The following is a 19,841-nucleotide window of genomic DNA, read 5'->3' as shown; positions in this document are numbered from 1 at the left end:
ATCCCCGGGGCGGCCCCGCACCAGTGCCCCCGGCGGCAAATCACGGTCAAAGACGCAGGCCGCGGCCGCCCGGCCCGCCCGCGCGCCGCGCACCGGCCGTCGCTCCCCCTCGAGACGGCCCCTACGGCCCTACAACCCTCCGCGAACACCAGGTGTCTTGTGGGTGACGGAACACCGGACGCCCGCGGCCGGACACCATCCGGGCGCGGGTGACCGACGCGGCCGGGAGGGGCGGCGAGGGCACCCCAGGAGACCAAGGAGGTTCTTCCGTGCGTCACATCAAGAGCGCGGCCTTCACGGCCGCGGCACTCCTCACCCTCGGCGGCGGCGCCCTGCTCACCGCGCCCGCCGCTGAGGCCGACGTGCCGTTCCCGTCGATCGGGTGGCAGCAGCGCAACTGCGACTTCGACGGCAACGGCCACGACGACGTGCTGATCGGCGCCCCGGGCGCCACCGTGTCCGGGGCCAAGGGTGCCGGCTACGTCACCGTGCAGTACAGCGGCTCGGGCGGCCTCAGCACCACCAGGAGATCCGTCCTCAGCCAGAGCACCGCGGGCGTCGCGGGCGCCGCCGAGGCAGGGGACGGCTTCGGACGGGCCGTGGCCACCGGCGACCTCGACAACGACGGCTACGACGACGCGATCGTCGGCATCCCCGGCGAGGACCTCGGCACGCTCTCCGACGCCGGGGGCGCCGTCGTCTTCTTCGGCTCCCCGACCGGACTGCACGGCAGCGACAGCGCGTGGCTGGAGGACCCCGACCAGCCGCGGGCCGGCGCGAACTTCGGGCGTGCCCTCGAAGCCGCCCGGTACTTCGCCCCGGACCCCTCGGACCCCGACGCCAACCTGCGCGACAGCATCGCCGTCCTGGAGAACGACTCCCTGCTGTTCTTCACCGTCGAGCCGGGGGCGGCCGCCGCACCGCGAGCGCAGCGGGCGGGCCGGGGGGTCCGCGCCCTCGAGCGCACGGCGCAGGACACCGGCGTCGCCCTGCGCAGCCTCAGCCACGGCAACTACAACGAGGACTCCTGGGCCGACCTGGCGATCTCCGGGGTGACCACCGGCGGTGATCAGCCCGGGGCCGGCGTCACCCAGGTGCTGCACGGGGCCCCGGCCGTCGAGGACCTCGGCGACGGCGGCACCTTCGAGGGCGGCCCCGCGGTCGTCTCCAGCGACTTCAACCAGGACGGCCAGGACGACCTGGCCATAGGCGACACGGGGACCGGTTCCGCGCTCGGCGGATCCGTCTCCGTCTACCTCGGCAGGGGCGACCTCTCCGGCCTCGCCCCGACCCCGGCGCAGACCTGGACCCAGGACTCCGCGGGCGTCCCGGGCGTCGCCGAGGCGGGCGACCGCTGGGGCGCCGAACTGTCCTCCGGCGACACCAACGGCGACGGCCACCCCGACCTCGCCATCGGCGCCCCCGGTGAGGACATCGGCTCCGTCGCCGACGCCGGTGCGGTCTGGACCCTGCGCGGCGCACGCGGCGGGCTCACCGCCACGGGGGCGCGCAGCTTCGACCAGAACACCGCCGGCATCCCGGGCGCCGCGGAGGCCTCCGACCGCTGGGGCGGCCAGATCCGGCTGATCGACGCCGACAAGGACGGCCGCTTCGGCCTGCTGGCGGCGGCACCGGGCGAGAACACGAACGACGGCTTCGTGTGGGTCGTCCCCGCGTCCTCGACCGGCCTGGTGGCCAACGGGACATGGACGTACGACGGCGCGGCCCTCGGCGCGCCGACGGCCGACGCGCAGTTCGGCGCGGCGATCGACGAGTAGGCGGAACGCCGCCGCACGGCGTGTGGCGCGGCACCCCGGGGCTCCCGGATGCCGCGCCACACGCACGCGCCTTCGGGGTACGTGGTCCCGGCTCCACGCGGACGTCTTCGCACCGGCGGCAGCGCGTGGGGCATGATCGCGGCATGGATGAGATCGTGTTGATGTCCGACCCGAGGGTCGCCGCGATACCGGTCGGGGAATGCGGCGAGCTCCTCGTGGACGTCCGCCGCGGCGGCTCCCTGCTGGTGGACACCCGCAAGCAGGACCCGGCGGACGCCTTCGCCCACCTGCGGGAAGGCGTCCTGGAGCGGCTGCTCGAAGCCCAGGCACTGCTGCCGCCGGGCCTGCGCCTGCTGTTCGTCGAGGGCTACCGTCCGCCCTCGCTCCAGCGGGAGTACTTCGAGGAGTACGCGGGCCGACTGCGCGGCGAGAACCCGGACTGGTCCGACGCCCGGATCCATGCGGCGGCGAGCCGCTACGTGTCCCCGCCCGACATCGCACCGCACAGCGCCGGCGCGGCCGTCGACCTCACCCTGGCCGACGGCGGCGGACGCGAGCTGGACCTGGGCACCCGGATGAACGCCGACCCGGAGGAGAGCGGGGGCGCCTGCTACACCCACGCGGCCGGCATCGGCGAGGAGGCCGCCGCCAACCGGAAGCTGCTGGGTGCGGTGCTCACCGCCGCGGGCCTGGTGAACTACCCGACGGAATGGTGGCACTGGTCCTTCGGCGACCGCTACTGGGCGCTGGTCACCGGGCAGGCGGCGGCCCTCTACGGTCCGCGGGAGATCACACCGCGCGGCTGACCCGTCGGGCGTCGGGCCGGCCACGAGGAGCCATGGCGTCATCGTCCCGGGGCTGGGTGATCCGCGGGTAACGCCCTAGCATCACCCCATGCCGAGACCCGAGGAGAGCGGGCGCGCCGAGGGGGCGGACCCCGGTCCGTGGCGCGTCACCGTGGTGGACCGTCACAGTGCGGAGGGGCGACCGCCGTACCCCTGGCAACCGCCGGACGGACGGCCGCTGGCGCGGCGGGACGACCTGCGCATCCAGGGGGCGACGGGCGAGGTCCGCTGCGTGGACGCCTCGGGGCGGACGCGCTGGACGCACGCCTTCCACGGACGCCCCAACGCCGCCCACATCTCCGGGGGCAGGGTGCTGGTCACCACGGACTCCCTCGACTACACGCCCTGGGGGTTCCTCGGGCCGGCCCTGCTGCTCGACCTGGCGGACGGCACCCTGGTCGCCGAACTCCGCGGGGAGCGCGGCGCCGCGCTCGGCGGCGGACGCTTCCTGCTCGGTCTGGAGGGCTACGACTTCTACGACACCTGGCAGCACGACCGCGACGGCGCCACCACCGACTCCTGGCGCAGTTACGGCCACTACGTCGTCGGCACCGGCGTACGCGTCGTCGAGGCCGACCGGCGGTACCCCACCGAGAGCCGCGTCGTGCGGCTGCTGCCCGGCGGCGAGATCGAGCGCGGCCCGCGGCTGGCCGATCCGCTGACGCCGCGGCCGGTGGTGCTGGAGGACGGTACGATCCTGGTGCTCGACGCCGGGCGGCTCCGCGCCGTCGACCGCCGGCTCGCAGACTCCGTCCTCGCCGAACTGCTGCCGATCCCCGACAGGGCGTCCGGCTACATCAACTCCCTGCGCCGCGAGGGCGACCGCCTGACCGCGATCATCGCCGAACCCGGGCCGGGACACCCCACCACGTACACCGTCCACACCTGGACCCTCGCCCTCCACCGGCGGGACGCGCCGCCCACGAGGCCCGCGTGACCGGCGCCGCGCAGCCGCCCGGCGAACGCACCGCGTGGCCACCTTGGTTGCCGAGCCCGAGTGAGTGGTGGCGCATTACTCGATCGCCCAGGAACACGACGGCCTGATCCGGACCTGGCCCCGCCCGGTGGGAAGCGGGTGCGGGGCCCCGGGCGACCTGCCGGGGCCCGCACCCGGGAGGCCCGGTCAGTACCCGAGTTCCTTCCGCGTGTCGTCCCAGAGGCGTTCGGCCGACGCCTCGTCGATCGCCCACGCCGCGACACCGGTCCCGCCCACGGTGGGCTCGGGCTGGAGCTCGGCGGGCCGGCAGTCCTCGAAGTAGCGGCCGGTCACGCCCTCGACCAGAGGTGAGGCGGCGAGGAGCACCTGGGTGGCCGCACCCTGCTGCGGCGTCTTCCAGCCCGGCGGGACGTCGAGCCGCTCGCCCGCCTCGTTCGTGGCGCCCACGAACCGCAGTTGCTCGTCGCTGAGGTGGCGCTGCAGGTTGGTCATGATGCCGCCCGGGTGCAGCGCGTTGGCGGTGATGCCGTCGGCCGCCCAGTGCCGGGCCAGGGCGACGGTGAAGAGGATCGTGGCCGACTTCGACTGGCCGTAGGCCGTCCAGGCCTCGTAGGGGCGGCGGGCGAAGTGGATGTCGTCGAAGTCGACCGGGGCCATCAGATGGGCCGACGAACTGACCATGACGACCCGGGCACCACCGGCGGCGCGCAGCGCTCCGTGCAGGCCGAGCGTCAGCGCGGCGTGGCCGGTGAGGTTCACGGCGTACTGGGTCTCCCGGCCCTGCGGGGTCAGGGTGAGCTCCGGCACCGCCATGACGCCGGCGTTGTTGACCAGGATGTGCAGCGGCCCGGTCCACTCCTCCGTGAAGGCGCGGACGCTGTCGAGATCGGCCAGGTCGACACGGGCGACGCCGACCTCGCCCCGGCCGGTCTCCCGGCGGATGCGGTCGGCGGCGGGCCCGGCCGCGTGCGGGTCACGTACGGCGAGGGTCACCTGCGCACCGGCCCCGGCGAGGGCGAGTGCCGTTTCCAGCCCGATGCCCGACGCGCCGCCGGTCACGAGGGCGCGCTTGCCGGAGAGGTCGACGCCGCGCACGACGTCCGCCGCGGTGGAGTGCGCCCCGAAGGGGATGTCGGTGACGAAGGACATGAGTTCCTGCTTCCTGCTTCCGGCGCACGGGTGCGGGCACGCCGGGTGACGGTGTCGGCCGGATCTGAAACCAACCGGATGGTTTAAATGTAGGCCGAGAGTCCCGAGGGTGCAACCATCCGGTTGGTTTTCTGTCCGGGCCGTGGCCGGCCCGCTGCCGGCCGGCTCGCACGGGCCCCTCCGCGCGTTCCCGCGCCCGCACCCGCGGCCCCCGTACCGCGCCGGCACCCCGTCCGACCTGGATCTCCTAGGCTGTCCCCATGGCTTACGACTCTGCCGCCACGCGGGCGCGCCTCATCGAGGCCGCATACGGCGAATTCGTCGCGCACGGGCTCGCCGGTGCCCGCGTCGACCGGATCGCCAAGGCGGCGCCGGCCAACAAGCAGGCCATCTACGCCTACTTCGGGTCCAAGGACGAGCTCTTCGACGCGGTGCTCGAAGCCCGGCTACGCGTGCTGGCCGACGTGGTGCCGTTCACCCCCGACGACCTGGCCGCGTACGCGGGGGCGCTGTTCGACGCCTTCACCGACGACCCGGACCTCATCAAGCTGACCCGGTGGAAGGCCCTCGAGCGCCCCGAGGCGTCGGCCATGGAACGGGACAACCACCTCGCCAAGGCGCAGGCGGTCGCCGACGCCCACGGCGTCGGTCTCGAAGCGGGCATGGACGCGCTGATGGTCGCGCTGGCCGCCGCGCAGGCGTGGGTCACCACACCTGCGGGCATCCGCGATCCGGAGGACGGTGACGAGACGGCCCGGCGCGGCCGGCACCGCGAGGCGGTCGTGGCGGCCGTCGGCGCGATGACCGCGCGCCTCCTGCCGCCCGCCGTGGGCTGACCGGCCCGCCGCCCCTCACCCGCCGGCGGTCACAGCTGCGCCTCGCAGGCCTCCAGCCTGGCGAGCAGGCTCGCCAAGGCCTCGTTCCACCGCACGGTGCCCCGCTGTTCCTGGAGGAGGACGCGCAGCGCCCGGACCTCCTCGGCGGCGAAGGACTCGTGCCCGGGGTTGTACTCGAATTGCAGGAACGCGACCTGCAACTCGAAGTACCGGGAGGGATCCGCCTCGTGGAGCCACCGGGTCAGCGCCAGTGCCGCGGCGCCCTCCGCCCGGGCGCACCCGAGGCCGACCGACGGCTCCACGACGAACTCGACCGTGGTGACGCCGTCGGGCGTGATGAGGCACATCCGCGCCGGGTCCGCCCCGTTGCGGACCATGCCGAAGGCGTCCTCGCGCCTCCGGTCCTGCGGCGTGTCGTCCATCTCTTCCCTCGCCTCTTCCTATCCGGTGGGACGGGCGGGGCCTCGCGCCGGTGTGCGGCGCGGGCCCTCGCACACATCAACAACCGGGGACGCCCGGGCATACCCGATGTGACGGAAGAGATCGCGGGAATTCCCGGGCTCAGGCGCCGGGGAGCCGTCCGGTGAGTCCGGTGACCTGCCGGCGCACCACCTCCCGGCCCGCGGGGTGGAGCGCGGCGAGGTCCGTCCCCTCCAGCGCGTGCAGCGCCGCCGCGGTGTCGCCGTCGAACGGGGCGCTCCCGCCGAGCACTTCGTAGCCGTCGCGGACCGCGACGCGCAGGCGGCGTCCACCGCCTTCGGCGTGCACCGCGGACGCGACGACCAGCGGCGGGGGACCGCCGGCCTCGCCGGGCTGTTTGTCGTAGGCGCTGACCAGCGGTTCCCGCCAGCGGATGCCGAGCAGGAGATGCTGCTTGGCCACGGCCTCGGACAGATCGGTCTCGTGGGTCCGGTCGGGTTCCAGCGTGATCGCGCGGGAGTCCAGGACGAGCGCGGCGGGCAGCAGGCAGCGCAGGGTGCTGCCGACGAGGTTGCCGCCGACGGTCGCCGTCCGGCGTACCGCGCCGGTGCCCACACCGGCGGCCGCCCGCCGCAGCACTTCCGGAACCCGGTCGTCGATGCGGTTCAGCACCACCGCCGCGCCCAGAGCCTCGCGTTCGACCAGGTTGGCCTCCGGCAGGTCGCGCAGCGACATGGCCCGTTCGGGGAACCCGTCGCGCTGCCAGGTGGCCCAGACGAGCGTCGCGCCGCCGACGGGCACCGCCCCCTGGGCCATGAACTCCTGTGCTTCGGACACGGACGTGGGCAGATGCAACAGCACGGCAGTCGACCCGCCTTCCGGGAGTCGGCGACCGGACGGCGAGCGTGCCGGTCGCATGATCGCTTGCGCTTGGCATTCTCCCCGTACGGCCGGGAGCGCGTACAGGGCTCAGCAGTTCCCTTCGTGCGCCCTCCGTGCGCGAACTGCCCCCGGCGCGCGGGCCGGAGGCGGCGCGGCCGGCGCTGACCGCGCCGGAGGTCAGGCGTCCTGGTGGCGTGCCTCGTGCCGCCAGAAGCCGGAGAAGGTGATGCGGTCCTTGGGGAGGCCGGCGCGGTGCAGGTGCCGGCGGCCCTTGGTGGCGAGGCTCTGCTCGCCGACGACGAAGGCGTAGCCGGTGGCGTCCGGCGCGGCGTGCCCGCGCAGTTCGGCGAGCGCGACGGAGCCGGGGACGGCGTGCGGGTCCTCGCGCACGACCCAGGTGACGGCCATCCCCTCGGGGGCGTCGAGGTCGCGCCGGTCGTCGGGGGTGGGGACCTCCTGGATGAGCCGGCCCACGGTGTCGCGGGGGAGGGACCGCAGGATGCCCGTGGCGGCGGGCATCCCGCTCTCGTCGGCGACGACGAGGACCTCGGAGGCGTCCTCCGGACAGTCGAACATGACGCCCTGGTCGAGGAGTGCCAGCGCGTCGCCGGGCCGGGCGCCGCAGGCCCATATCGCCGCGCGGCCCTCGAGTTCGCCGTCCGGGCCGCGGTGCACGACGAACTCGATGTCCATTTCGGCCGTTCCGGGGCGGAACGCGGCGACGGTGTAGTTCGAGTAGTGCGGACGCTCGGCCGTGGGGATGGCGAGGTAGGGCTGCCACCACCTGGCCCCGGAGAACTCCGGGAGCCGCAGGGCGTCCTGGTGGGGGAGTTGCATGAAGAGGCGGAACCAGTGGTCGTAGCCCCTCCACGGGAAGTCGGCGAGGTCCGTGCCCGTGACGGTCACGCGGTGCAGGGAGGGGGTGACCCGCTCGGTCCTGACGACCTCGGCGCGGAACATCCTGGGGTTCTGCGGCATGAGCCGCGCGGTCTTCGCCATGTAGGAAGGTTAGCCTAAGTTTACCGAAGTGAAAGGGGGGCGGTTCGGGCGGTGCTTAGGTTAGGCTAACCTTCGTTCGTGAGTTCTTCGGAAGAGACCGCCATGGCCCCCGGCCTGCGCGGACACCGGCTGGCGGCGTACGGCGTGACCGTGTCGTACGACGGGGTCGACGTCGTGCACGACGCGGCGATCACCCTCCGGCCCGGCGAGGTGACCGCCCTCGTGGGCCCCAACGGCAGCGGCAAGTCGACGCTCCTGCGCACCGTGGCACGCCTGCAGCGCGCACGCCGCGCCACCCTGACGATCGACGCGCACGACGGCACCACTGCCGACGGGCTCGCCCTGACGGCACGTGAGTTCTCCCGCCGGGTGGCCCTGCTGACCCAGGGCCGCCCCACGCCGGGCGGCCTGACGGTGCGCGACGTCGTGGAGTTCGGCCGCTACCCCTACCGGGGCCGCTGGGGCCGGTCCGACCCGGAAGGACCCGCCGCGGTGGACCGCGCGCTGGCGATGACCGGTGTCACCGACCTCGCCGGCCGCGGCGCCGAGCACCTCTCCGGCGGGCAACTGCAGCGTGTCTGGCTCGCCGGCTGCCTCGCCCAGGAGACCGGGGTGCTCCTCCTCGACGAGCCCACGACCTACCTCGACCTGCGCTACCAGGTCGAACTGCTGGACCTGCTCCGGGAGCTGGCCGACGACCACGGCATCGCCGTCGGCGTCGTCCTGCACGACCTGGACCAGGCGGCCGCCGTGGCCGACCGGATCGCCCTGCTGCGGGCGGGCCGGATCGTCGCCGACGGCCGGCCCGAGGACGTGCTGACACCGCAACTCCTCACCGACGCCTACGGGATCCGGGTCGACGTCGACACCGACCCCCGGACCGGCCTGCTGCGCACCCGCGCCGTCGGCCGCCACCACGCACGCAACGAAAGGCCCGTCACCACCCCATGAGACGCTCCATCCTCACCGCCGCCGCGTCCACCGCCGCCGCACTCGCCCTCGCCGGCTGCGGCACGACAGAGCCGGCCGCGGCCCCCGCCGCCAAGGACACCCAGGGCATCACGCTCACCGACGCGGGCGGGGCGAAGGTCACCCTCGACGGGCCGGCGAAGAAGGTCGTCGGCACGGAGTGGAACGTCGTCGAGTCCCTCGTGACCCTCGGGGTCGACCCGGTCGGCGTCGCCGACGTCAAGGGCTACGGCACCTGGGACACGGCCGTCCCGCTGAAGAACCAGCCGAAGGACATCGGCACCCGCGGCGAGCCCAGCATGGACACCATCGCCTCGCTCTCCCCGGACCTGATCGTCGCCACCACCGACCTGCCGGACGCCGCCGTCAAGCAGTTGAAGAAGATCGCCCCGGTCCTCGAGGTCCGTTCCGCCGACGCCGCCGACCCGGTCGGGCAGATGAAGGAGAACCTCGACCTCATCGCCGAGGCGACCGGCACCACCACCCGGGCCGACGAGGCGAAGAAGGCCTTCGACGCCAAGGTCGCCGAGGGCCGCGAGACCCTGGCCGACGCGGGACTCGCCGGCACGCGGATCGCGTTCGCCGACGGCTACGTCGCCTCCAACCAGGTCTCCATCCGCCCCTACACCGGCGGTTCCCTCATCGGCGGCGTCAACACGGCGCTGGGCCTGCGGAACGCGTGGACGATCGCCGGCGACAAGGACTACGGCCTGGCCGCCACCGACGTCGAGGGCCTCACCGGTCTCGGCGACGTGCGCTTCGCCTACATCGGCAGCGACAGCGAGGGCAGCGACGTCTTCGCCGACGACCTCGCGAAGAACTCCGTGTGGAAGTCCCTGCCGTTCGTCGAGAAGGACGACGTGCACCGGCTGCCCGACGGCATCTGGATGTTCGGCGGCCCGCGGTCGATGGAGGCGTACGTCGACGCCGTCGTCGGCGCCCTGACGAAGTAGCGCGCCGTGGCCGTCACCGCAACGACCCCCGCCACCCGTCCGCACGCGGCCGGCTCCCGGACGGGAGCGGCCGCGGTGACGGCCGCGCTCGTGCTCCTGGTCGCCGCCCTCGCGGTCGTCGACGTCACCCAGGGCACCGCCGCCGTAGGCCCCGCCGAGGTCTGGAAGGCCCTCACCGGCCGTGCCGCCCCCGGCGACGCGTCCGTCGTGATCGCCTCCCGGCTGCCCCGTATGACCGCGGGCCTGCTGGTCGGCGCCGCCCTCGGGACCGCCGGGGCGGCCCTGCAGGCCGTCAGCCGCAACGTGCTCGCCGCACCCGACACGCTCGCCGTGAACGCCGGTTCGTACCTGGCCCTGGGCGTCCTCATGGTCACCGGGACCTCCCTGCCGCTGCTGGCCTCGTCCGGCGTGGCCTTCGCCGGCGGACTCGCGGCCGCCGCCGTCGTGCTGTCGCTGTCGGGGCTGGGCGCCGGGACCGTACGCCTCGTCCTGGCCGGCAGCGCCCTCACCCTCGGTCTGACCTCCGTCACCGAGGGGCTGATCCTGCTCTTCCCGCAGCAGACCAACGGCCTCTACCAGTGGAGCCAGGGCAGCATCAGCCAGAACGGCTTCGACGGCGTGCTCCAGATGGCCCCCGTGGCCGTGGCCGGCGCCGCCGGACTGCTGCTCGTGGCCCGCCGCGTCGACGCCCTCGCGCTCGGCGACGACGCCGCCCGCGGCCTCGGCGTCCCCGTCCGCGGCACCAGGATCACCGTCGTGGTGTTCGCGTCGCTGCTGTCCGCCGCGGCGGTGACCCTCGCCGGGCCCATCGGCTTCGTCGGCCTGTGCGCGCCGGCCCTCGTACGGCCGCTGGCCCGGCGCTTCCGGGCGCTGCTGCGCACCCGCACCGGACTGCCCGTCACGGGCCTGACGGGCGCGGGCCTGGTGCTCGGCGCGGACGTCCTGCTGCGCGCCGTGGTCCCCGCGCAGACCGCCGTCGCGGTGCCCACCGGCGTCGTGACGAGCCTGGTTGGCGCGGTGTTCCTGGTCGTGATGGCGCTGCGGACCCAGGACTCCGGGGGAGCGGGCGCACCGGACCGGATGCGTATCCCCGGCCGGGTCGCCTTCCTGGCGACCGTGGCGGCCCTGGTCGCCGTGCTGGTGGGGCTCATGGTTGCCGGAGTGCTGCTGGGCGACACGAAGCTGCTCCTTGGCGACGTCGTCAACTGGGCGCAGGGCAGGTCCGGTCAGGCCGTCACCTTCGTCCTCGACACGCGCGCGCCGCGGGTGCTCGCGGCGCTACTGGCGGGGGCCGCGCTCGCCCTGTCCGGCACCCTGGTGCAGGCCGTCACCCGCAACCCGCTCGCGGAGCCCGGCATCCTCGGCGTCTCCGGCGGCGCCGCGCTCGGCGCGGTGCTGTTCGTCACGACGGCCCCGGTCGCCGGGGCGTGGGGTGTCGCGGGGGCCGCGTTCGCCGGTGCCGCGGTGACCTGCGTGCTGGTGTTCGGCCTCGCGGCGCGGGGCGGCTTCCGGCAGACCCGGCTGGTCCTCGTCGGCGTCGGCGTGTCCGCGGCGGCGACGGCCCTGATCAGCCTGCTGATCGTGCTCACCGACCCGTTCAACGCGACGAAGGCGCTCACCTGGCTGTCCGGCTCCACCTACGGACGGACCGCGCCCGACGCCCTGCCCGTGGCGGCCGCCCTCGTGCTGGGCCTCGCCGTCGCGGTTGCGCGGCGCACCGAACTCGACCTGCTGTCGGTCGACGACGACACCCCGGCCCTGCTCGGACTGCGCCGCGGCCCCGCCCGGTTCGGCTTCCTCGTGACGAGCGTGCTGCTCACCGCGACCGCCGTGGCCGCCGCCGGCACCATCGGCTTCGTCGGGCTGGTCGCCCCGCACGCCGCCCGGGCCCTCGTGGGCCGCCGGCACGTGCGCGTCGTACCGGTGGCGGTGTTCCTGGGCGCCTCGCTGGTCTGCGCGGCCGACCTCCTTGGGCGGACCGTCATCGCCCCGGCCCAGCTGGGCGCGGGCCTGATGACGGCGGTCATCGGCACGCCGTACTTCCTGTACCTGCTGCTGCGTACGCGACGCTAGCGGCGAGGGGCGCGACAGCGGGTGGTTGGTGGGGCCCTGCCGGTGGGTTTTCGGCTGTCGCGCCGTCTCGCGCCCTGCGGGCGCAAAGATGCTGGCTGCGGGTGGGAGGGTGGCGGTCCGGGGCCGGTCGGCAGTCTGCGGGTGGGCGGGCGGCTGGGGTTCAGGCGCCGGAGCGGGGTGGGTTGTTCGTCTGGTGCCGGTCTCGTTGCCGTCCGCGGGTATAGATGGCCGGTGACCACGCCCACCCTCCGTGGGTGGCGCGCGCGCCGTAACCGGCGTCTGCGGGTGCTTCCCCGATCCGACATCGGGCTCTGTTTCGACGTCTATGACGCTGAAAGCGGGCCCGATCTCCGTCCGGGCAAAGATCGGGCTCTGTTTCGACGTCCATACCGTCGAAACAGAGCCCGATGTCGTTCCGATCGCTCGGCAGCAGCTCGAATCACCCGCAGTCGCGGGTTACGGCGGGCGCGCCCAGCACCGGGAGTAGGCGTGGAAGCGGCCATCTGCACCTGCGGACGGCAACGAGACCTCCGCCAGGGGAGAGGCAACCCGCTCCGGCGCCTGAACCCCCGCCACCCACGCACCCGCACACTGCCGAGTTGGAGCGCCCCCCACCCTCCCCTCCGCAGCCCGCCGCTGTGCGCCCGAAGGGCGCGAGACGAACCCGCACCCACCCACCGGCCCGAGCCGTTCTCGGGTCCGGCGCCGGCCTGGTGCCGGAGGCGGCGCCGGGGACCTGGGCCGCCGGTCGTCTGGCGGTCCCAGGCGCGTTCCAGGAGCGGTTCAGGGGCGGGCCGCAGCCACCGCGGCTGGCTCCTCCTGACGGGCGGCGAGCGAGGCGACGATCTCGCCGGCCCGGATCGCGGTCGTGGAGAGCAGAGTGGAGGTCAGCCCGTGCGTGTGCTCGGTGCCGCCCTGCACGTAGATGCCCGCCCGCACCTCGGGGGCGACCTCGACGCGGTGGTCGCGGCCGACGCGGAGGGCGTCGCCGTCGTCGCGCAGGCAGATCTTGGCGGACTCCCCGAGGAGGGTGCCGACGTCCTGCGAGCGGTAGCCGGTGGCGTGCACCAGGACGTCCGCCGCCAGGACGTGCCGTTCGCCGGTCGGCAGGAACTCCACCGTCACGTCGAGGCCGTCGTCCGCGGCGCTCACGTCCCGGATGCGCGAGACGTTGAGGAAGCGCAGCCGTTCCCGGCCCTGCACCTTCTCGCGGTAGGAGGTGGCGTACAGGGCCTCGATGAGGTCCATGTCGACGACCGAGTAGTTGGTGCTGCGGTGGTAGTCGAAGAGGGACTGCTTCACCTCGGACGGGGAGGCGAAGTAGAGGTCCACCGCCTCCGGGTCGAAGATCCGGTTGGCGAAGGGGCTGTCGTCGGCGGGTGTGTAGCCGTACTTGGCGAACACCGCGCAGATCTCCGCGTCGGGGAAGGTGCGGTGCAGGAAGTCCACGGCCTCGGCGGCGCTCTGGCCGGCACCGAGGACGACGGCACGGCGCACCGGGGCGCCCGTCGCGGTGAGCTCCGCGACCCTGGGCAGCAGCTGGCTGTTGTGCCACACGCGGTCCGACAGTTCGGTGCCGGGCGGCAGGTGCGGCTCGAGGCCGACGGCCACGCTGATGTTGCGGGCCCGGTGGGTCACCGTCCGCGTCGGGTCCTCGGGGTGCCGGCACGTCACGTCGAGGTGGTCGACCTCGCCGTCGGCGCCGCGGACCGGTGTGACCGACAGCACTTCGGAGGAGTAGTCGACGAGGTCGGCGACCCGGGCGGCGGCCCACTCGAAGTAGTCGTGGAACTCCACGCGGAGCGGGAAGAGGGTCTTCTGGTTCAGGAAGTCGACCAGCCGCCCCTGCTCGCGCAGGTAGCACAGGAAGCTGAAGTCGCTGGTCGGGTTGCGCATGGTGACCAGGTCCTTCAGGAACGAGACCTGCATCGTCGCGTCGTCGATCAGCATGCCGCGGTGCCAGCCGAAGCGGGGCTGCCGCTCCAGGAAGCGGGCGTCGATCCGCCGGGAGGCGGGGACTTGTGCGTTGTGCTCCTCGATGGCTATCGCGAGAGCCAGATTTGACGGTCCGAAACCGATCCCCAGGATGTCGTGGATGGTGTCCGGCTCATTGAGCGGTGCTGTCACCGTTGCATCGCCTCCCTATGCGCGCCACATACTAGATAAGGTAAGCCTAACCTTGCAATAATCACTGAAGGAGAGGCAGCCCATGCGGGTCGTCATGTTCGGTTACCAGACCTGGGGACACCGGACGCTGCAGGCGCTGCTGGAGTCGGATCACGAGGTCGTCCTCGTCGTGACCCACCCCAGGAGCGAGCACGTCTACGAGAAGATCTGGGACGACTCGGTGGCGGAACTCGCCGAGAAGCATGGCGTCCCCGTGCTGCTGCGCAACCGTCCGGACGACGCCGAACTGCTCGAGGCGATCAAGGCCGCGGCGCCCGACATCATCGTCGCCAACAACTGGCGCACCTGGCTGCCGCCGGAGATCTTCGACCTCCCGCCGCACGGCACCCTCAACGTGCACGACTCCCTGCTCCCCGCCTACGCGGGCTTCTCCCCGATCATCTGGGCGCTCATCAACGGCGAGCAGCGGGTCGGCGTCACCGCGCACCGCATGGACGGCGAACTGGACGCGGGCGACATCCTGCTGCAGCGCTCGGAGCCCGTCGGCCCGCAGGACACCGCCACCGACCTCTTCCACCGCACCTGCGACCTCATCGCGCCCCTGGTGCGCGAGTCGCTGGACCTGATCGCCTCAGGCCGCGCCGAGTGGACGCCCCAGGACCGTTCCCGCGCCAGCTTCTTCCACAAGCGGTCCCTCGAGGACAGCCGCATCGACTGGAACTGGCCCGCCGAGGACCTGGAGCGGCTGGTGCGGGCGCAGTCCGACCCGTACCCCAACGCCTTCACCTACCACCGTGGGGAGCGCATCAGGATCGTCGCCGCCGCCGTCTCGCGGGCCCGGTACGGCGGCACGCCCGGCCGGATCTTCATCCGCGAGGGCGACGGCGTCGTCATCGTCGCCGGCGCGGACGCGCGCGGCGGCCACCGCAAGGGCCTGCTGGTGCGCACGATCCGCACCGACGACGGCACCGAGTACGCGGCCACGGACTGGTTCCGCACCATGGGCGGCTACCTGACGACCCGTCCGTGACGACGGCACTGGCCGGCCCCGGGCCGCTGCCCGCCCTGCGCGCGCTCGGGGGCCGCACCGTCGTCGTGAAGGTGGGCGGCAACGCCATGGGCGACGGCTCGCTGCTGCGCACCTTCGCGCAGGACGTCGTCCGCATCCGGGAGGCCGGGGTGCGGGTCGTGGTGGTGCACGGCGGCGGCCCGCAGATCAGCGCCCAGCTCGACCTGGTGGGCATCGAGGCCCGCTTCGTCGGCGGGCTGCGGGTCACCACGCCCGAGGTGCTGGACGTGGCGCGGATGGTGCTGGCCGGCAAGGTCCAGCGGGACCTCGTCGGACTCCTCAACGAGCACGGCCCGTACGCCGTGGGGCTCACCGGCGAGGACGCGCACACGCTGACCGCGGTGCGCCGCTACGCCCACGTCGACGGCGAGATCGTCGACATCGGCCTCGTCGGCGAGGTGACGGAGGTCAACACGGCGGCCGTGGACGTGCTCCTGGACCACGGCCACATCCCCGTCGTCTCCTCGCTCGGCCGCGGCACGGACGGCCAGATCTACAACGTCAACGCGGACGCGGCGGCCGGGGCCCTGGCGGCGGCGCTCGACGCCGAGGCGCTGGTCGTGCTCACCGACGTGCCCGGGCTGTACGCCGACTGGCCGCGCCGCGAGCGGGTCCTGGACCGGCTCACCGCCACCGAACTGGAGGCGATGCTCCCGGCGCTCGGCGGCGGCATGGTGCCGAAGATGGAGAGCTGCCTGCGGGCCGTACGGGCCGGCGTCCGTACGGCCCGCGTGCTGGACGGCCGCGCCCCTCACGCCCTGCTGGGCGCGCTGACCGCGGGGCCGGGGGGCGCCGGCACGACCCTCACCCCGGACTAGCCGAGTGGCCCGCGGGGTCGCCACGCCGTGCCGCCGCCGGGTCGTACGGCGGCGGCGGCCGGTGAGCCGGACCCCGCGATCCAGTCGCCCTAGTCCCCCGGCTCGGGGAGGATGTGGCCCCCTCGGCGGCGAACCGGGCGGGGGTGTCCTTGATGATTACGAGGATGCGTGACTCCGGGACGCCGCTCACCCTGCTGCCGGGGGCCGAGATCTCCGTGGCCGGCCGCGTCTTCTCCGCGTCCGCGTGGCCGGCGGTAGGCCGACGTCGCGGGCACCGCAGGTCGATGACGCTCCGTCGGACCGGTGCCGTGCCCATGTGGGCTCACAGGCACGGGCATCGAGGGGCCGGCGCCCGGTGCCCATGCGACTGCCGTGGTCGAGGAGGCCGCGCAGACGCCGTGCGTCTTGTCTGTGACCGGGTAGGCTGCCTGGCGGGCGCCGCGGTGTTCCCGGAGGACGGGGAAGCCCGTGGGTGCGCGTCGGCGCCGCGTTCGCCGGGCGGGCAGATGCGGGGCGCTTCGCGTCAACGGCCCATGGGAACCGCGGCGTTGCGGGGCGGGGGCCTTCGGACGGCCCGTCGGCCTCCGCGGCTGTCCGCACCGAACGTGCCGAGGCGACGGCCGGGGTCGACGAGGCCGCGCGGGCGCCGCGCGCCCTGTCCGCAGCCTCGTGCACTGCCCGGCGGGCGCCGGGGTGCTGCCGGAGGACGGCTGGTCCCGTGTCCGCGTTCCGTGTTCGCCGGGCGGGCGGATGCCGGGCGCTTCGCGCGGGTCGGGGGCGTCCAGCCGGTCGCCCCGAACGTGCCGGCGACGGCCGGGGTCGACGATGCCGTCTACGTGCCAGTGGCACCCCGTGGCGGGTCACTCGGCGGCGACGGGGACCGCCTCGTGGTGGCGGCCCATGGGGATCACCAGGGGGGTGCCGCTGACCGGGTCGGTGGTGACCTGGCAGCGGAGGTCGAAGACGTCCTGGACGGTCTCGGCGGTGATCACCTCCGCCGGCGGGCCCTCGGCGGCGATCCGCCCCGACTTCATCGCGATGACGTGGTCGGCGTAGCGGCAGGCCTGGTTGAGGTCGTGCAGGACCATCACCACCGTGCGCTGCTCGCGGCGGTTGAGGTCGGTGACGAGGTCCAGCACGTCGATCTGGTGGGCCAGGTCGAGGTAGGTGGTCGGCTCGTCCAGCAGCAGGACGGGGGTGCCCTGGGCGACGGCCATGGCGATCCAGGCCCGCTGGCGCTGGCCGCCGGAGAGCTCGTCCACGGCGCGGTCGGCGAGCTCGGTCAGGCCGGTCGCCGCCAGCGCCTCGTGGACGGCCAGCTCGTCGGCCTTGGACCACTGCCGCCACCACGTCTGGTGCGGCGAACGGCCGCGGCTGACCAGGTCGATCACGGTCAGTCCCTCCGGGGCCACCGGCGTCTGCGGCAGGATGCCCAGTCGCTGGGCCAGCTCCCGGGTCGGCACCGACCGCAGGGCGCGGCCGTCGAGTTCGACGGTGCCCTGGCGGGGCGCGAGCAGCCGGGCCAGGGCCCGCAGGAGGGTGGACTTGCCGCAGGCGTTGGCGCCGACGATGGCGGTGATGCGGCCGGTGGGTATGACGAGGTCGAGGTCCTCGACGACCAGCCGGTCGTCGTACGCCAGGTGCAGCCCGCGCGCCCGGAGGTCCGGGCCCGCGGCGGCGGTGGGGGCGGGGGCGGGGTCGGTGGTCGCCATGGGTTCAGCCTCCTGAGCCCGCGCGGTTGGCGCGGATGAGCAGCCAGAGCAGTACCGGCGCGCCGATGACGCCGGTGACGATCCCGACCGGCAGTTCCGTGCCGGGGATCGCTTCACGCGCGACGAGGTCCGACCCCAGGACGACCAGTGCGCCGGTCAGCCCGGAGGCCGTCAGCGGCGGCCACGCCGTGCCGGCCATGCGCTGGGCGATCTGCGGGGCGGCCAGCGCCACGAAGGCGACCGGGCCGGCCGCGGCCGTGCCGAAGGCGATCAGCCCGACCCCGATGAGCAGCAGCGCCAGCCGTACGGGCTGCACGGCGGTGCCGAGGCCCGCCGCAACGTCGTCGCCGAGCTGCAGGGTCCGCAGCCGGCGGCCCATGCCGAGGGCGAGCGGCACCAGCACGGCCGTGGCGACGGCGAGCTGGGTGACCTGGTCCCAGGTGCGGCCGTTGAGGTTGCCCACCAGCCAGCCCAGGGCGGCCTGCGCCTCGAAGCGCTCGCCGCGCGCGACCAGGTAGTCCGTGGCGCTGGTGCACATCCAGGACACGCCGATGCCGACCAGGATGATGCGGTAGCCGGTGGCGCCGCCCTTCCAGGCCAGCGCGTAGACGAGCAGCGCCGTGACCAGCGCGCCCAGCAGGCCGAGCCCCTGGGTGCCGAGGCCGCCGTCCCAGCCGAGGACGATGCCCGCGACCACGGCGGTTCCCGCGCCCTCGGTCAGCCCGATCATGTCGGGGCTGGCCAGTGGGTTGCGGGTCATCGTCTGGTACAGCGCGCCGGAGATGCCGAAGGCGATGCCGACGAGGAGTCCCACGAGGGCGCGTGGCAGCCGCAACTCGCGTACGACCAGCACCGTTCCGGGGTCGCCGGCGCCCGTGAGGGCCTTGACGACGTCGGCGAACCCGATGGGGTAGTCGCCGAGGGTCAGGCCCCAGCAGAACAGCAGGAACACCGCGGCCAGGAGGGCGGCGCAGAGCACCACCAGCCGTGGCCGGAGCACTCCGGAGACCGGCGGGGCCGCCAGCCGGAAGGTCCGGCGGCCGCGGAGGGGGGCGAGGGCGGTCATGCTCAGACCTCCGCGAGCTTGCGCCGGCGGACCAGCGCGATGAAGAACGGGCCGCCGATGAAGGCGACGAGCACGCCCGCCTGCACCTCGGTGGGCCGGGCGACGACCCGCCCGAGGATGTCCGCCGTGAGCAGCAGGCAGGGTGCGAGCACCGCCGACAGCGGCAGCAGCCAGCGGTGGTCGGGGCCGATGCCCGCGTACTGCGCGAGCATCCGGGCGACGTGCGGCACCACGAGGCCGAGGAAGACCACCGGGCCGATGACGGCTACGGACGCGCCGGTCAGCAGCATCACCGCGACGACCCCCTGCAGGCGTACGAGGCCCAGCCGGCGTCCGAGCGAGGCGGCCACGTCGTCGCCCAGGGCCAGGCTGTTGAGCGCGGGCGCGGTGGCGAGCGCGAGCACCGCCCCGACCGCCAGGAAGGGCAGGATGCTGCTGACGACGGCGGCGTCCTGGTCGGCGAGGGTGCCCGCGGACCAGAAGCGGTAGCGGTCCAGCGCGTCGGGATCGGTGAGGACGATCGCGTTGGTCAGCGAGAACAGCAGGAAGGTGACGGCGACTCCGGCCAGCGCCAGCTTCACCGGTGTCGCGCCCGAGCGGCCCGTCCGGCCGAGCAGGAAGACCAGCACGCTGGTGCCGAGCGCACCGGCGAAGGCGAACCAGATCGTGCCGTGGAGCGAGCCGAGCCCGAACACCGCGATGGCGACGACGATCCCGAAGGACGCGCCCGCGCTGACGCCGAGGATGCCGGGGTCGGCGAGCGGGTTGCGGGTGAGGGCCTGCATGAGCGCGCCGGACAGCCCCAGGGCGGCGCCCGCGGTGACACCGAGGACGGTGCGCGGTACGCGGACCGTCCAGACGATGTTGTCGACGAGCCGACTCGAGGGGTGGCCGAAAAGCGCCCGGACGACCCGGTCCGGGGGAATGTCGACGGCACCCAGCCCGATCGAGAGCACGCACAGCACCGCGAGGGCGGTGGCGAGCAACACGACGAGCAGGGCTGGGCGCAGGCTTCTGCGCGCGGTCACCGGCCTGGCTCCACGGCCACCATCCTTAGGTTAGGCACACCTTAACCCTACCGCCGTGAGCTGTGCTGTCGTGCCCGACGGGGAGGGCTATCAAGTTAGGTAATGCTTACCTTAATATGGCCAGCGGTCACGGCTCGTCCGAGTCGGTTCCGCACGTCTGGAGAGGCACGGGCACCTGTG

At 74.0% G+C, this 19,841-nt stretch carries 17 protein-coding genes; 9 read left to right on the top strand and 8 right to left on the bottom strand.

Annotated elements, in window-relative coordinates; all coding sequences use genetic code 11:
• Positions 1 to 269: 269 nt before the first annotated feature.
• The 3 genes from ABZ479_RS36835 (at position 270) to ABZ479_RS36825 (ending at position 3,560) form a co-directional block, all read left to right on the top strand.
• Positions 270 to 1,778, top strand: a complete 1,509-nt coding sequence (locus tag ABZ479_RS36835; RefSeq protein WP_500465617.1) for an FG-GAP repeat protein — start codon at positions 270 to 272, stop codon at positions 1,776 to 1,778.
• A gap of 143 nt (positions 1,779 to 1,921) precedes the next feature.
• Complete coding sequence (locus ABZ479_RS36830) at positions 1,922 to 2,584, top strand: M15 family metallopeptidase (protein ID WP_500465616.1); 663 nt, start codon at positions 1,922 to 1,924, stop codon at positions 2,582 to 2,584.
• Between the two features lie 88 nt (positions 2,585 to 2,672).
• The gene (locus tag ABZ479_RS36825; RefSeq protein WP_500465615.1) at positions 2,673 to 3,560 is read left to right on the top strand and encodes a hypothetical protein; all 888 of its coding nucleotides are present in this window, start codon (positions 2,673 to 2,675) and stop codon (positions 3,558 to 3,560) included.
• Positions 3,561 to 3,746: 186 nt separating this feature from the next.
• Here ABZ479_RS36825 and ABZ479_RS36820 read toward each other — a convergent pair whose 3' ends face one another.
• Positions 3,747 to 4,709, bottom strand: coding sequence for an SDR family NAD(P)-dependent oxidoreductase (locus ABZ479_RS36820; protein ID WP_500465614.1), 963 nt, complete (start codon positions 4,707 to 4,709; stop codon positions 3,747 to 3,749).
• A 260-nt stretch (positions 4,710 to 4,969) separates the two neighbouring features.
• Between ABZ479_RS36820 and ABZ479_RS36815 the strand changes: the two genes are divergently transcribed.
• Complete coding sequence (locus ABZ479_RS36815) at positions 4,970 to 5,545, top strand: TetR/AcrR family transcriptional regulator (protein WP_500465613.1); 576 nt, start codon at positions 4,970 to 4,972, stop codon at positions 5,543 to 5,545.
• A 29-nt stretch (positions 5,546 to 5,574) separates the two neighbouring features.
• Here ABZ479_RS36815 and ABZ479_RS36810 read toward each other — a convergent pair whose 3' ends face one another.
• The 3 genes from ABZ479_RS36810 to ABZ479_RS36800 all read right to left on the bottom strand — a co-directional run bounded on the left by ABZ479_RS36810 (position 5,575) and on the right by ABZ479_RS36800 (position 7,846).
• Complete coding sequence (locus tag ABZ479_RS36810; protein WP_500465612.1) at positions 5,575 to 5,967, bottom strand: hypothetical protein; 393 nt, start codon at positions 5,965 to 5,967, stop codon at positions 5,575 to 5,577.
• A 139-nt stretch (positions 5,968 to 6,106) separates the two neighbouring features.
• A complete protein-coding gene (locus tag ABZ479_RS36805) occupies positions 6,107 to 6,826 on the bottom strand; it encodes an FAD binding domain-containing protein (protein ID WP_500465611.1) in 720 nt (239 codons plus the stop codon).
• A gap of 198 nt (positions 6,827 to 7,024) precedes the next feature.
• Positions 7,025 to 7,846 carry a siderophore-interacting protein gene (locus ABZ479_RS36800; protein WP_500465610.1) on the bottom strand — a complete coding sequence of 274 codons (822 nt, stop codon included), beginning with the start codon at positions 7,844 to 7,846 and terminating at the stop codon, positions 7,025 to 7,027.
• A 102-nt stretch (positions 7,847 to 7,948) separates the two neighbouring features.
• Between ABZ479_RS36800 and ABZ479_RS36795 the strand changes: the two genes are divergently transcribed.
• Genes ABZ479_RS36795 through ABZ479_RS36785 form a run of 3 tightly spaced genes read left to right on the top strand, consistent with a single transcriptional unit; the run spans position 7,949 to position 11,841 of the window.
• Positions 7,949 to 8,797 (top strand): ABC transporter ATP-binding protein, encoded by an 849-nt coding sequence (locus ABZ479_RS36795; RefSeq protein ID WP_500465621.1) that lies wholly within the window; start codon positions 7,949 to 7,951, stop codon positions 8,795 to 8,797.
• The gene (locus ABZ479_RS36790) at positions 8,794 to 9,768 is read left to right on the top strand and encodes an iron-siderophore ABC transporter substrate-binding protein (protein ID WP_500465609.1); all 975 of its coding nucleotides are present in this window, start codon (positions 8,794 to 8,796) and stop codon (positions 9,766 to 9,768) included. Before ABZ479_RS36795 ends, ABZ479_RS36790 begins: the two co-directional genes overlap by 4 nt.
• A 6-nt stretch (positions 9,769 to 9,774) precedes the next feature.
• Positions 9,775 to 11,841: an iron ABC transporter permease gene (locus tag ABZ479_RS36785; protein WP_500465608.1), complete on the top strand. Its 2,067-nt coding sequence runs from the start codon at positions 9,775 to 9,777 to the stop codon at positions 11,839 to 11,841.
• A gap of 783 nt (positions 11,842 to 12,624) precedes the next feature.
• Here the strand turns inward: ABZ479_RS36785 and ABZ479_RS36780 are convergent.
• Positions 12,625 to 13,968: a lysine N(6)-hydroxylase/L-ornithine N(5)-oxygenase family protein gene (locus tag ABZ479_RS36780; RefSeq protein WP_500465607.1), complete on the bottom strand. Its 1,344-nt coding sequence runs from the start codon at positions 13,966 to 13,968 to the stop codon at positions 12,625 to 12,627.
• An 82-nt stretch (positions 13,969 to 14,050) separates the two neighbouring features.
• Here ABZ479_RS36780 and ABZ479_RS36775 point away from each other — a divergent pair, with 82 nt between their 5' ends.
• Positions 14,051 to 14,998, top strand: coding sequence for a methionyl-tRNA formyltransferase (locus ABZ479_RS36775; protein WP_499601081.1), 948 nt, complete (start codon positions 14,051 to 14,053; stop codon positions 14,996 to 14,998).
• Positions 14,995 to 15,855, top strand: a complete 861-nt coding sequence (gene argB, locus ABZ479_RS36770) for an acetylglutamate kinase (protein ID WP_500465606.1) — start codon at positions 14,995 to 14,997, stop codon at positions 15,853 to 15,855. Before ABZ479_RS36775 ends, argB begins: the two co-directional genes overlap by 4 nt.
• Positions 15,856 to 16,715: 860 nt before the next feature.
• On the opposite strand, the gene ABZ479_RS36765 is transcribed toward argB, so the two are convergent.
• The 3 genes from ABZ479_RS36765 to ABZ479_RS36755 are packed head-to-tail and all read right to left on the bottom strand — an operon-like array spanning position 16,716 to position 19,661.
• Complete coding sequence (locus ABZ479_RS36765) at positions 16,716 to 17,567, bottom strand: ABC transporter ATP-binding protein (RefSeq protein WP_499601083.1); 852 nt, start codon at positions 17,565 to 17,567, stop codon at positions 16,716 to 16,718.
• A 4-nt stretch (positions 17,568 to 17,571) separates the two neighbouring features.
• Entirely contained in the window at positions 17,572 to 18,633 is a 1,062-nt protein-coding gene (locus ABZ479_RS36760) for a FecCD family ABC transporter permease (RefSeq protein ID WP_500465605.1), read from the bottom strand.
• 2 nt (positions 18,634 to 18,635) lie between these two features.
• Positions 18,636 to 19,661, bottom strand: coding sequence for a FecCD family ABC transporter permease (locus tag ABZ479_RS36755; RefSeq protein WP_499601085.1), 1,026 nt, complete (start codon positions 19,659 to 19,661; stop codon positions 18,636 to 18,638).
• Positions 19,662 to 19,841 lie beyond the last annotated feature (180 nt).

The sequence above is a fragment of the Streptomyces sp. NPDC005722 genome (assembly GCF_040630935.1).
GTDB lineage: Bacteria > Actinomycetota > Actinomycetes > Streptomycetales > Streptomycetaceae > Actinacidiphila.
The sequence above is the reverse complement of the archived record's forward strand: the minus strand, read 5'-3'. Positions and strand labels throughout refer to the sequence as shown.